Source organism: Paenibacillus sp. N22P23, from assembly GCF_059383735.1.
Genome location: NZ_JBXENT010000001.1, coordinates 1,101,529 through 1,114,345, shown reverse-complemented (window position 1 = coordinate 1,114,345; position 12,817 = coordinate 1,101,529). Strand labels below are relative to the sequence as shown.

Genomic DNA, 12,817 nt, shown 5'->3' with positions numbered 1-12,817 from the left:
GATGCTACATCACGGATCAAAAAGGTGGATAGTGTACAATTGCTGAAAATGACCCCTCTTGACGAAATGAGCACTTATACATTTTTCGAAATCATGTACTATCTTGAACAATCACACGAAGTTCAACGACAAAAAGCCCCCACCATTCTAATGGTGAGGGCCAAATGCATGAATCGGCCGATCTATTCCATGCGATCTTTGAGATACATGGTTAACGAATACAGCATCAAATGCAGTTCTTCATTCGTCTCTGCAAAGGGGGTCTCTTGTACGCCATGAGCATCGCGACGAAGTAATTCGCGATTTAGTTTCGTTATATTGGTGACTAATGTTTTGTTGTCCCAAGCTGCGATAATCGCATTCATTTGAGGCTGCTTCTCATGTTCGATATTGTTAAATTCAGCGAACTTTGGGTCCAGCATGAAACTGGAAAAAGAGATCTTCTCTTGTTGTGATTGAGTCATTGAAAATTAGCACCAACTTTTTTATTATTTTGAATGCAAGGATATTTGCCATTATAACAAAAAAAGCCCGCGATTGCCGCGGAGCTTATCAATATTATGGTTACCGTACTTCGCTTGCCTTAAACTGTACCAGACGTACCCGTTCCATCCGGCCCATCGACAAGATCTACGACACCGACGGCAAGCACAGTGATCGCTGCTGCTTTCCCCAACTTCTTGACGCCTTCTTTGATTAATTCCTTGTCGTTTTCTTTAATGCCGGCCACCACTTCAATCCCGCTTTCAACTACGTATTGGATGCCTTGTCCTGCACCTCTCACCGTTGTCGTTGCCGCATCTCCAAGATCGCCAAGTCCTGTTGTCGCTTTCTGTTTATCGGCAGTTACCAAGCCTGCGCCTATATCCCATACGCCGCTTGCTGCCTGACCCGCAATTTCACCCGTTCTGGACGTTACTCTTTCTACATCATTGCCGATTTCTTTCATGTAATCGCTGTGAACGAGTTCCCCCGCAACACGGACTGTGCCTCCAAGCACTCTGCCTGTCAGATCGCCTGCCAGTTTCCCGAACCCTTTAAGTAAATCCATCTGAAACACCTCCGTATCTTCATTTATACTATATAACGGATTAAGAAGTGCTTCGTTTCATATTCAATTAAACCCGCCGTTCACGCGTATCGTCTGTCCCGTAATCCACCGAGCTTTGTCGCTCACGAGCAAATCGATTGCATTCGCGATGTCTTCAGGTTCGCCAAGCCGGCCAAACGCGATCATGCGGCTGAACGAATCAATCAGCTCCTGCGATTTGCCGTTCAAGAACAATTCGGTCGAAATTTGACCTGGCGCGATACAATTAATAACGATGTCCTTAGGTGCGAATTCCTTTGCCAATTGGCGCGTGATTTGTTCAACCGCACCTTTCGTGGCAGCGTAGACGCTGTAAGTCGGAAGCATAGCGCCGATTACGGAGGTGGAGAAGTTGATGATCGTCCCGCCTTCGGCCATATGCTTCATGGCTTGTTGACAGGCGAAGTAGGTCCCTTTTACATTAATTGCGAATTGACGATCAAACATCTCCTCCGTCACCTCTGTGATAGCCGTGCATTCCATGATCCCGGCATTATTGACCAGAATATCCAAGCGCCCGAAACGTGCAATTGACTCCGAGAATAACGCTTCTACTTCACTTACTTTGCTTACATCGGCACGGATTGCAGAAGCTTCACCGCCGGATTGTTCAATCGTGGTGACAACTTCGTCCGCTTTCCCTTGATTCGAGGAATAATTGACGATTACCTTCGCACCGGACTGTGCCAGTTGGATAGCCAATTGACGTCCAATGCCCCGCGACGCCCCAGTGACGATTGCTACTTTGCCATTCAAATTCATATCTGTTCTCCCCTTATAACTTGGAATCGGCCAATCGATCGTTTAACTGCATTGTTCGGCTTGTAAGCTTATTATAGTCATGGTTTCTAGGAAGCCGTTATAACATACCTGTACGATTCTTGCCTATTTCTCTTCGGGTTCGCTATGATATGGAGTAAATAACATCGTTATCGGAAAGGAAACGTAGGCATGGACACAAAGATTGAATCCCTGCGCATGGTGCATGCCTTGCAGCGATTAGCACACTTGATTAACCAACATGCTCCGCTAAACGGCACGCATCAGACAGCAGTGCCTTCTTTGCAGCTCATGCATGCTGTAAACTTGTCTGAACCGTTGGAATCTGTCTATAAACCATCCATTTGCGTCGTGGCGCAGGGGGCGAAAACAAGCACATTAGGCGACGAGATCTACCGGTACGATCCTTCGAATTACCTGATTACTTCTGTTGAATTGCCGATCGTTGGGAGAATTATCGAAGCTTCGCCCGATATCCCCTACTTAAGCCTGAAACTAAGCTTCGACACCGATATGATCCTGGAAATCGTGAAAGAGATGAATCGGCCCATGGAAATTCCCGCGGAACTCAGTCGAGGAATAACTGTAAATCGAACATCCCCTGCATTACTCGAATCCATCGTGCGCCTTATGGAGCTGCTTAGCGAGCCTGAGGATATACCGATTCTGGCCCCACTCGCCATCCGTGAAATCTTGTATCGCGTGCTTCAAGGCGAGCAAGGCGCGTTCCTCTACCAATTCGCAATCATCGGCAGTCATGCGAACAATATCGCTCGGGCGATCCAGATCATAAACAGGCAATTTGATCACATCATTATAGTCGAGCAGCTTGCGAAGTCCGTGAACATGAGCACGTCGGCGTTTCATAAACATTTTAAGCGCATTACGGCCATGAGTCCTTTACAATATCAGAAAACGGTGCGTTTACAAGAAGCACGACGGCTGATGCTAACAGAATCTATGCAAGCTGCGGATGCCGCGTTCCGTGTCGGTTACGAGAGTCCCTCCCAGTTCAGCCGGGAATACGCCAGAATGTACGGAAGGCCGCCTATGCAGGATGTCCACTATCACCACTCTATATGACAAAAACGTCACTTTAGATGTTGTTAAATCGATGGTTGAAGGGCAACTTAGTCGATATAGTGTAGTGGTGAAGGAGATGAAACAATGGGAAACATCATACAAACAAAGAACCTATCGAAATCTTATGGGAATCTACAAGTTTTAAAAAACATTGATTTGACGATTGAACAAGGGGAATTCACTGCGATCATGGGCCCATCAGGCTCCGGGAAAACGACACTGTTGAATACGCTCTCCACGATTGACACCTTTAATGGCGGGGATGTTTGGATTGAGGGAAGCTCGCTGTTAGATATGAAGAGGAAAGCGTTACGAGATTTTCGTCAGAAACGAATGGGCTTTATCTTTCAAGATTACAATCTGCTCGATACCTTGACGGTGAAAGAAAATATTCTGCTTCCGCTCTCGTTGCAAAAAACAGCTGTCGCGGAAATGGAGCAGCGATTAGCGAAATTGGTGGCAGCGTTAAATATAGAATCGATCTTACAGCAATACCCTTCTGAACTGTCCGGCGGCCAGAAGCAGCGCACGGCAGCGGCGCGGGCGATCATTACCAATCCGGCGATTGTATTCGCGGACGAGCCGACAGGCTCACTTGATTCCCGTTCTGCAACTCAATTGCTGGAACAAATTCAACTGCTCAATCAATCCTTTAAGACAACGGTTCTATTGATAACCCACGATTCGTATGCGGCCAGCTATTGCCAGCGAGTCATCTTTATCCGTGATGGGAAGATCGTCAATGAACTCTTTAAAGGCGAACAATCCGAGAAACAATTCTTCGACCGCATTCTAACGATTCAAAGTGCCATTGGAGGCGATCGGCGATGAGTTTGCTTGATTTGTCTTGGCGCAATATGAAACGAAGTTTTCGGCTGTATTCGATCTACTTTATTTCCATGCTCATCGGGGTCATCATTTATTTTACGTTCTCATCCCTCATGTTCAATGACGATATACTGACAGCCATTACAAATAAACGAAACTTCCAACTCGGCGTATCCATCGCATCTATCGTGGTATTCCTATTTATTATTTTCTTCATTCTTTATGCGAACTCGTTTTTTATGAAGCAGCGTAAGAAGGAATTTGGCATGTATTTGCTTTACGGCATGAGTGAGCGGCAAATTGTCTGGATGGTTTTTCTCGAGACTATATTTCTCAGTGCGATTTCACTCGTCAGCGGGATATTGGTCGGTGGATTGCTGTCCAAGTTCTTTGGCATGTTGCTGATGAATTTGATGCAATATGATGATGTGATATCGTTTGCTTTCCCGATAGAGGCGATAAGATCGACGATTCTTCTATTCGCCGTCATCATCATTATTATTTGTGTGCAGAGCTATCTGACTGTGCGCCGAGTCCAATTGGTGGAGTTATTTCACGCGAAAGCAAAAATGGACAAGCCGCTTCGATTCTCAGCATGGCTTGCGATAGGCTCCATCCTTTTGTTAGGAACAGCCTTCTTTCTGATTAGTCGAGATGGAGATTCGGTTGTTTGGCAAACGTACATCATGCCCAGCATGATTGCCGTAACCGTTGGAATCATTGGTGGAACGTATTTATTTTTCCGTCAATTGCTAGGTTGGATATTGGGGAAGATTAGCCAGGGAAGTACCTATTTTCAAGGCAACAAGATGCTTTGGATCTCTTCGCTGCGGTTCTCGATTCGCGGAAATGCCATGATGCTCACCTTCATTTCATTATTCAGCGCATTGATTATTTTTTTAGTTGGCTTCGTTTCGATTAACTATTCGGTTCAGTTCTACTCGGCCGGGAAAGAATTTCCGAACCATATTTCATTTGCATCGCAAGACGAGAAGAAGCAGAAGAAAATTGAACAGCTGATTGAGCAAAGTCATTCGATTACACACCATGAAAGGATCGAAGGATTAGCTGCTGATCCGGTTACAGACAGGGCAGTCGCCTTTGGAGGCTCAGATGCAACTAACAAAGATGGAATCCTTCTGTTCTCTGAATCGCAATATAATGACATCGTCAACATGCGCGGGGATAGTGAACAAGTGAATTTGAAGGGTCAGGAAGCGGTTGTTCTCTTGCATATAGGAGCTACTCCAATTACGTTTTCTGAAGGCAATCAGCCTTCATTTACGGTCAAGCTGAAGGAAGATACGACTTTCAAGCTTACTCAGAAAAAGAACTATACGTTACTTAGCAAGGCTACTGACTCAACCGGCGACGTAGGATCACTGCCCTCCATCTTGATTATTTCCGATGAAGCATTTGAAGGACTTCAGCAAGGGGAAGCACTCTCCTCGTTTGACATCTATCAAATCGAAGATGCAAGGCATTCTAATGCTTTATCCCATCACGTTCATGATTTGGTTACCGAAACACCGGGAACGTATTACGCTGCTTTTGTCGATCTGTATTCGATTGATATTGAAACCTCATCGTTGCTGCTCTTCTCAGCTGCATTCCTTGCGGTAATCGCATTATTTGCGCTCGGAAGCATCATCTACTTCAAGCAATTGCGTGAAGCGACGGAAGAATTACGGCAATATTCAATCTTGCGAAAGCTCGGAGTCGATGACAGCGAAATGAAAATAGTGATTCGTAAACAGCTGCTGTTTGTGTTCCTGCCTCCAATTCTTCTTGGTTTGTTGCACAGCTGGTTCCTTCTCATTTATCCAACGATGGAGGAAGTAAAGAATTACCCGCAAATCACATCGATTATTGCCGGAGTCCTGATCTTGTATGTTGCCATCTATACGCTGTTTTACTTATCTTCTGCCAGTGTTTACTATAAAATTGTGAACCCAAAAAACGCAATGAATTAATCAAACCCAGGCTGCTTAGTCGTGATGACTCAGGCGGCCTGGGTTTCATTGCGTTTATTGCTGAATGTATAAATAAGGATCCTCATTCTTCGGAAAATGAATGATAAATTGGGACCATGCGCCGACCTCTGAAGTACAGGTAATATAATGACCGAGCTTATTCGATAATTGCTGGGCTAAATATAAACCCATCCCGGTAGATTTGGTGAATTTACGCCCGGTTTCTCCCGTAAATCCACGATTGAAAATTCGCGGCAGGTCTTGTGAAGGAATGCCAATCCCGCTATCTCGAATGATCAGCTGCTTTTCTTGCGAGGTTTCGACCGAAGTAATCGTAATCGTCCCGCCAGGCTCCGTGTACTTTAAACTGTTCGTCAGGATCTGATTGACGATAAACTGCAGCCATTTGGAATCACTTTGTACCTCCAGTGAATCTGACTGTATGTCGATACGGATTTTTTTTGAAAAGAAGGTTCTCGAATGCGCCTTCACCGTCTCTTTGGAAATCTGTATCATGTCACATTTCTGGATATCGTAATCTTGATTAAAGCTGTCGAGCTTGGCGTAATAGAGCGCTTGATCAATGTAATTCTCAATCTTCGCAATTTCTTCTCTTAAGCTATTGGCATCCATCTCCGTTTGCTGCAGTAAGCGAAGAACCGCTATCGGCGTTTTAATCTCATGGAACCAGGAGACGATAAAATCATAATGCTCATTTTGACTGTCTCGAACCCGATTCATGTCACGGATATGTTGTACTTTCAGTTCCTCCAAATACTGCTGGGTGAATTCACCTTCCAGTGACAAACTGTCAACATCGCCTCTTTCTAGTTGACGAATCACTCGCAAATTCTGCTGGTACCGAACGATTAAAAATCCGAGTAAAACAAGCGAAGTTAAGGTGAACGCATAGAAGAAGGTCCCCCATGCGGGACTCTCCGTGCTATCGGTAAAAAAAACCGCGGCCGAGATCATGAAACCCACGAAATAAAGATAAATATACGGCTTCTCGTAGGTCAGAAAACGCAGGAAGGTCATTCGATTACGTACCCCATTCCTTTGCGGGTGACGATGAACGACTCCAAATCCAGCTCCGCGATTTTCTTACGCAGCCTGTTCACGTTAACAGTCAATGTATTATCATCGACGAATTGTTCTTCATTCCATAATGCTTGCATCAAGTCTTCGCGTGAAACAATTTTCCCGCTATTTCGCATCATTAATTGTAATAAGATAAATTCATTCCGGCTTAGTTCGGTGCTTTGGCCTTTATATTCAATCGTTGAATTGGTCACATTTAATTTCAATCCCCGGTGGATGAATCTGAGGTTCTCATCTTCTTGATAGGTATATTTTCTCCGGATAAGCGCACCGATCTTAGCGACAAGGATATCGAGCTCGAATGGCTTCTGGATAAAATCATCCCCGCCCATGTTTATGGCCATCAAGATATCCATATTCTGATTTCGGGAAGAAAGAAAAATGATCGGCACTTTGGAGACCGAGCGTATTTGCTGACACCAGTGGTACCCATCCAATACGGGCAAATTTATATCTAACAATACAAGGTGCGGTTCCGTCCTCTTAAATTCCAATAACACCTGCTCAAATTGAGTTACTTCCACCACTTCATATTGCCACTTGATCAACGTATCCGCGACAATCCGCCTAATTTTCTCATCATCTTCAACCAGCATTATGCTATACATGTTAATCCCTCATTATGTAGAAAAGTTTCTACTAGTAGTTTAGCATAAATTTCTAGCAGATTCCCTCCAAATCAAGGTGTTAGCCAAGCTCGATCTGTTCATACATGGATGCCTCGCGATCGCGTATGATGCGGCGCAGTTCGGATACCAAACCACGGTCGATTTTCCCTTGTTCGTATAAATTTTGAACCTCATACCTCTCCGCCTGAACCGCAATCCAGTGAAGCTCCTTCCGTGTTTCATCGAATACTTGCTTTTTGCGTTTGTTGTGAAGCTCAAACGATCTAAGCCGATTTACGAGCTGCTTGTAATAAGCAACGACGCATTCCGTCGGATCATTGGCACTCTCCGGCGCGCAAAGCGGTCCCATTTGTTTGATTACCACTTGTCCGCACTCGATGCGCAGTCCCCTCAGTGCTTCAAGATCCTTCTCTGTAATTGCGCCTCGCCTTGATTGCGATTCGCCGGTCAGCAGCTCAATTAGTCTTCCAAACAGCCTTTTGAACACCAACAACCATAAGTGCAGTCGATTGGCTAATATGATTTCGACCTGATCGAGCATTTTGTTATAGAAATCAGCATGATTCTTCGTAATCGTGCCCTTCTCGAGCCGTTCTTGGATGTAGTTCCGCTCGATGTCTAAAGCCTCGATTCGCAGTGCGATTTCGTCTTGATTCAAACGAGATACTCGTTTGAATGAATTGTCTTTCAGGCCAAGCTGCTGAATCATTTGGTTGTACTCATCAACTACGGCTTCCACCGCTTCTTCATTGCCTTCGTTGCTCTCCTGCTGCAATTGACGAACAGCGGCTTGCATAATGTGGATATGCCACTCGTTCTCTTCTAATGCCAGTGCTGTTTCGTCCGAAACGACACGCTTCTTCGCAATTAGCGGCAGCAAGATGCTGGCAGTTAACAGAGACAGCAGAATGACGCAAGCGGCTAGAAAAATGATGAGGTTTCGTTCAGGGAACAGCTCCCCGTTGTGCAGAAATAGCGGAATGGAGAAAGCACCTGCTAACGTAACGGCACCGCGTACGCCAGAGATCGTCGTCAAGATGAGTGCTTTAAAGCTTGAAGCTTCTTTGCTGTAGTTGCCGAATATCCGCCAGCCCTGCGTGAAGAGCAGCGTCCAAACAAAACGCAACACGAGTAATAGCGTAAAGATTGCAACAGCATAGCCGATGACGACAACATTGTTAAAGCCGGGATCTTTGAAGATGACTGAGGTCACATCAGGAATTTGCGTCCCCAGAATGACAAAGACAAGGCCGTTCAAGATAAACAAATAGACGGTCCACGTGCTGGTGGACACGGATTTCAGCTTTCCTATATCGCACTCCACTCGATCTTTCTCAATGGCATGCACAATCCCGCCTGCGACCGCAGCCAGAATGCCGGATACGCCGACCTCTTCGGCACATAAATAAAGGAGAAACGGGGTTAACAGCTGCAGCAGCATGTGCATCGTTTCGTCATCCAGTCCTGTACGGCGCAGCAATTGTCGTATACCGCCAATGATCACTGCGAGTAAAGCCCCCACAAGAAGGCCGCCGATTGAAATAAGAAGAAAGCTGAAGGCTGCTTTCTGCAGCGAGAAAATACCGGTCACTGCAGCCGCGATAGCAAATTTGAACGCAACTAAACCGGAGGCGTCGTTCATTAAAGCTTCGCCCTCGAGGAGTCGCATAAGGCTCTTGGGGAGGTGGATTCGCCCGGCAAGCGAGCTCACCGCGATCGCATCAGTCGGCGAAAGTATAGCTGCCAGCCCGAAAGCGGCAACCAGCGGAATAGTGGGAATCATCCAGTGGATTGTATAGCCGACAACGAATACGGTAACGAACACGAGTCCAACGGATAGCAGCAGAATTGGAGCGCGCAGCCGCCATAGCTCTTCGCGTGGCGTATGTCTTCCATCATTGTACAGCAGCGGTGCGATGAACAAGATAAAGAACAACTCCGGCTCCAATTCAAGATGAATACCAATCGGGAGCACGGTAATGAAGCCGCCGAGCACAATCTGTATGAGCGGTACCGGTACGAATGGGACGAACCGATAGATGACATTCGACACGCCAATTAGCACAAGTAACACGAGTACGACAATAAACACTTCCAAACTGGCTTCCCCCAATGAACATTCGGACATGTGGACATTTAATACCATGCATATTTCGTTATATTTTCCATGATCGCAGTCCGATATTCTTTGTTTGCGTTTGGTCCAGATGGGCTGCAGCCTGAATATGTTATACGGATCATTCATCATGTCATTTCACCTAACGAGTTCTATTCAGCCTTTATCTAAAGGAGATCATATAATGACACAAGAACGCCTCAATCAACAAAGTATGGAGCAACCTGCTGACAAGAAAGCCATAAGGGGTCCGTTTTCTATCCATTTTCCGGAAGCGGAGCTTAACGAGTTGCACAATCGTATCATCGCAACGAGATGGCCGGAGAAGGAAACCGTACCTAATGAATCGCAAGGCGTCCCGCTTGCAACCATGCAGCAAACCGCACGTTATTGGGCAACCGATTATGATTGGCGTAAATGCGAGGCGACGCTGAACAGTATCCCGCAGTTCTTAACCGAGATTGATGGCCTGGACATTCACTTCATGCATATTCGTTCCAAACATGAAGATGCTTTGCCAATGATCATCACGCATGGATGGTCGGGCTCGATCATTGAGCTGCTGAAGATTATTGACCCCCTAACCAATCCCACCGCATATGGCGCGAAGGCATCGGATGCTTTCCATCTGGTCGTTCCGTCACTGCCCGGTTATGGATTCTCGGGTAAACCGACTACGACCGGCTGGGGCCCCGTTCGCATTGCAAGTGCATGGATCGAACTCATGAAGCGACTTGGCTATTCGAAATATGTGGCGCAGGGCGGCGACTGGGGAGCGGTTATAACGGATTTCATGGGCGTCATGAAACCACCGGGACTGCTCGGCATTCACTCCAACATGCCAGGAACAGTTCCGCCTCACATTGATACAGCACTCATGAAAGGGAATCCTCTCTCCTCCAATCTTACGCCTGAGGAGATGCGTGCTTGCGAACAGTTGGCTTTCGTTTATAGACATCTTGGCTATGCAACGATGATGGGGACACGCCCACAGACGCTGACCGGACTAGTCGATTCGCCTATAGGTTTAGCCGCTTTTTTGATGGACCATGATGCCTGCAGTCTGGAACTGATCATCAAGGCATTCGATGGACATCCGGAAGGCCTGACACGAGATAACATCCTCGATAATGCTACGCTCTACTGGCTTACGAAAACAGCCATTTCATCAGCTCGGCTCTATTGGGAAAACATGTTTTCATTCTTCGCCGTGAAGGGAGTCCAGATCCCTGCTGCCGTGACCGTCTTTCCATACGAACTTTATGAAGCTCCGCTGAACTGGACCAAGCAGGCCTACCCCAATCTTATTTACTTCAATAAGGTAGACAGAGGTGGACATTTCGCCGCTTGGGAAGTGCCGCTGCTGTTTTCCGAAGAGGTTCGTGCGGGGTTCAGGTCATTCCGATAATGAAAAAACCAAAAGAACCGCTGCTTAGGCGGTTCTTCAGTCTGCCCGAGATAGTCTCGGGCAGACTGGCAGCCAACACAGATTGTAGAGGAACCTAACGTTTGTATAGCGTCGGGTTCTTCGTTGTCGGTTTGTCTGCCTATTGATTTTTAACGGTTGTCAGCGTGTCTATTCCATGAAATACATTACTATTAGAATTCTAACGGTTGTCAGCATCGTTATTCACTGCATAATGGTGGATATCTCTCGGAAGATGACCCAATAAGCTCAGTGGCAACCGTTAGCAAATAGAAATGGGCTTTTTAGGCTATATAACCACTGTCACAACTGTTACAGGTCGGAAGATAGTTCAGGCGGTTCTTATTAACTATCGCAGCAATCTGAAAGCATTACGCAGCTCATTTACAAAGAGTTCTGGCTGCTCCCACGCCGCGAAGTGTCCGCCTTTATTAACCTTATTGTAATAGATGAGATTCGGATACGCCTTTTGTGTCCAGCTCTTCGGCGCTTCATAGACCTCGTCAGGAAAAACGCTCACAGCAACGGGAAGTTTGACACCATAGGTGCCAAAGAACGGATATTTATTCTCCCAGTAGAGGCGAGCGGCAGAAATCGGCGTATTCGTCAACCAATAGAGCGTGATGTTGTCTAGGACATCGTCTCGGGATAGGCCCTCTGGTTGTCCGTTGAAAGCCTTCGTAATTAATTCCAGGCTCTTCGCATCATGATCCAGCATAAAGGCAGCCATACCTACGGGCGAATCCGCGAGTCCCATAAGTGTCTGCGGGCGCGTCCCCATCATCAGGGCGTATCCAGCATGCTTGTAAAAGAAGTCCAGCTGCTCGCATGCTCGTTTTTCTTCGCCTGTCAGTTCAGGCGGGCAGCCCTTGCCAGCTTGAATCGCCATCTCGAGATCGGACGGAACGACAAAGGGCAAGTTGGTATGAATACCGATCAGTCCACTAGGCTGTTGGACACCCATTACTTCCGCTATAATGGAGCCCCAGTCGCCGCCCTGCGCCACATATTTCTTGTAACCAAGACGATTCATCAGCTCTCCATAAGCACGAGCAATGCGGTCAGGACCCCAACCGGTTGTGGTCGGTTTGCCCGAAAACCCATAACCAGGCATCGACGGAATGACGACATCGAACGCGTCCGATGCCTTCCCGCCATAGGCCGTGGGATTGGTCAGTGGGTCGATTACCTTCAGCTTCTCGACAATAGAGCCGGGCCATCCGTGCATAAGGAGGACTGGCATCGCGTCTTCATGCTTCGATCGCACGTGAATGAAGTGAATATCCTCCCCATCGATATTCGTGACGAACATCGGCAGAGCGTTCAACTTAGCCTCGAATTTGCGCCAGTCGTAATCGTTCGCCCAATAATGGGCCAGGTTCTTCATCGTTGCAAGCTGCGTGCCTTGCGATTGATCCGACACCGTTTCTTTGTCCGGCCATCTTGTCGCAAGTATGCGCCTACGCAAATCGGTAAGCTCCGCCTCCGGAATATGCACCTGAAACGGTCGAATGGCCGTTGAATCTAACTCGGGTTCTTGCCTAGTTCCATATGAATTCGAACTCGCATTAACCGTTCTGGTTATCGCGCAGAACGTCGTTAATTCCAGGGATAACGCCACAAGTATAGTCAAACGAAACCAGAACTTGCTTCTGTTCAAATCCATATGCTGTAACGCTCCTTTCAGATAGGTTTAGGGTCAACCTAATCATTAGGTTCCTTCAAAACCGAAATAGTTATGCCCTTTTTCTCAATAAACAAAACAAGCCGCCACGATGTGGCGACTTGTTT

The 12,817-nt window shown here is 46.7% G+C and carries 11 protein-coding genes; 4 read left to right on the top strand and 7 right to left on the bottom strand.

Annotated elements, in window-relative coordinates; all coding sequences use genetic code 11:
* Nucleotides 1-182: 182 nt before the first annotated feature.
* The 3 genes from AC506A_RS05420 to AC506A_RS05410 form a co-directional block, all read right to left on the bottom strand.
* Entirely contained in the window at nucleotides 183-464 is a 282-nt protein-coding gene (locus AC506A_RS05420) for a hypothetical protein (RefSeq protein ID WP_495459945.1), read from the bottom strand.
* A 119-nt stretch (nucleotides 465-583) separates the two neighbouring features.
* The gene (locus AC506A_RS05415) at nucleotides 584-1,051 is read right to left on the bottom strand and encodes a hypothetical protein (protein WP_495459944.1); all 468 of its coding nucleotides are present in this window, start codon (nucleotides 1,049-1,051) and stop codon (nucleotides 584-586) included.
* Between the two features lie 63 nt (nucleotides 1,052-1,114).
* Entirely contained in the window at nucleotides 1,115-1,852 is a 738-nt protein-coding gene (locus AC506A_RS05410; RefSeq protein ID WP_495459943.1) for an SDR family oxidoreductase, read from the bottom strand.
* Nucleotides 1,853-2,041: 189 nt separating this feature from the next.
* Here AC506A_RS05410 and AC506A_RS05405 point away from each other — a divergent pair, with 189 nt between their 5' ends.
* The 3 genes from AC506A_RS05405 (at nucleotide 2,042) to AC506A_RS05395 (ending at nucleotide 5,754) form a co-directional block, all read left to right on the top strand.
* Nucleotides 2,042-2,953, top strand: coding sequence for an AraC family transcriptional regulator (locus AC506A_RS05405; protein WP_495459942.1), 912 nt, complete (start codon nucleotides 2,042-2,044; stop codon nucleotides 2,951-2,953).
* Between the two features lie 84 nt (nucleotides 2,954-3,037).
* Entirely contained in the window at nucleotides 3,038-3,784 is a 747-nt protein-coding gene (locus tag AC506A_RS05400) for an ABC transporter ATP-binding protein (protein ID WP_495459941.1), read from the top strand.
* Nucleotides 3,781-5,754, top strand: a complete 1,974-nt coding sequence (locus tag AC506A_RS05395; protein WP_495459940.1) for an ABC transporter permease — start codon at nucleotides 3,781-3,783, stop codon at nucleotides 5,752-5,754. Before AC506A_RS05400 ends, AC506A_RS05395 begins: the two co-directional genes overlap by 4 nt.
* Nucleotides 5,755-5,808: 54 nt before the next feature.
* On the opposite strand, the gene AC506A_RS05390 is transcribed toward AC506A_RS05395, so the two are convergent.
* The 3 genes from AC506A_RS05390 to AC506A_RS05380 all read right to left on the bottom strand — a co-directional run bounded on the left by AC506A_RS05390 (nucleotide 5,809) and on the right by AC506A_RS05380 (nucleotide 9,576).
* Nucleotides 5,809-6,792 (bottom strand): sensor histidine kinase, encoded by a 984-nt coding sequence (locus tag AC506A_RS05390; RefSeq protein ID WP_495459939.1) that lies wholly within the window; start codon nucleotides 6,790-6,792, stop codon nucleotides 5,809-5,811.
* The gene (locus tag AC506A_RS05385; protein ID WP_495459938.1) at nucleotides 6,789-7,463 is read right to left on the bottom strand and encodes a response regulator transcription factor; all 675 of its coding nucleotides are present in this window, start codon (nucleotides 7,461-7,463) and stop codon (nucleotides 6,789-6,791) included. The genes AC506A_RS05390 and AC506A_RS05385 overlap by 4 nt, the downstream gene beginning before the upstream one ends.
* Nucleotides 7,464-7,542: 79 nt before the next feature.
* Nucleotides 7,543-9,576 (bottom strand): Na+/H+ antiporter, encoded by a 2,034-nt coding sequence (locus tag AC506A_RS05380; RefSeq protein ID WP_495460975.1) that lies wholly within the window; start codon nucleotides 9,574-9,576, stop codon nucleotides 7,543-7,545.
* 208 nt (nucleotides 9,577-9,784) lie between these two features.
* Between AC506A_RS05380 and AC506A_RS05375 the strand changes: the two genes are divergently transcribed.
* A complete protein-coding gene (locus tag AC506A_RS05375; RefSeq protein ID WP_495459937.1) occupies nucleotides 9,785-11,008 on the top strand; it encodes an epoxide hydrolase family protein in 1,224 nt (407 codons plus the stop codon).
* Nucleotides 11,009-11,375: 367 nt separating this feature from the next.
* Here the strand turns inward: AC506A_RS05375 and AC506A_RS05370 are convergent, their stop codons facing one another.
* A complete protein-coding gene (locus AC506A_RS05370; RefSeq protein WP_495459936.1) occupies nucleotides 11,376-12,692 on the bottom strand; it encodes an epoxide hydrolase family protein in 1,317 nt (438 codons plus the stop codon).
* Nucleotides 12,693-12,817: the final 125 nt, after the last annotated feature.

Bases quoted from the DNA above. Each gene is read 5' to 3' on its own strand.
- AC506A_RS05375 (WP_495459937.1), top strand. From the start codon at position 9,785: ATGACACAAGAACGCCTCAATCAACAAAGTATGGAGCAACCTGCTGAC.
- AC506A_RS05400 (WP_495459941.1), top strand. From the start codon at position 3,038: ATGGGAAACATCATACAAACAAAGAACCTATCGAAATCTTATGGGAAT.
- AC506A_RS05370 (WP_495459936.1), bottom strand. From the start codon at position 12,692: ATGGATTTGAACAGAAGCAAGTTCTGGTTTCGTTTGACTATACTTGTG.
- AC506A_RS05390 (WP_495459939.1), bottom strand. From the start codon at position 6,792: ATGACCTTCCTGCGTTTTCTGACCTACGAGAAGCCGTATATTTATCTT.
- AC506A_RS05415 (WP_495459944.1), bottom strand. From the start codon at position 1,051: ATGGATTTACTTAAAGGGTTCGGGAAACTGGCAGGCGATCTGACAGGC.
- AC506A_RS05385 (WP_495459938.1), bottom strand. From the start codon at position 7,463: ATGTATAGCATAATGCTGGTTGAAGATGATGAGAAAATTAGGCGGATT.
- AC506A_RS05410 (WP_495459943.1), bottom strand. From the start codon at position 1,852: ATGAATTTGAATGGCAAAGTAGCAATCGTCACTGGGGCGTCGCGGGGC.
- AC506A_RS05395 (WP_495459940.1), top strand. From the start codon at position 3,781: ATGAGTTTGCTTGATTTGTCTTGGCGCAATATGAAACGAAGTTTTCGG.
- AC506A_RS05420 (WP_495459945.1), bottom strand. From the start codon at position 464: ATGACTCAATCACAACAAGAGAAGATCTCTTTTTCCAGTTTCATGCTG.
- AC506A_RS05405 (WP_495459942.1), top strand. From the start codon at position 2,042: ATGGACACAAAGATTGAATCCCTGCGCATGGTGCATGCCTTGCAGCGA.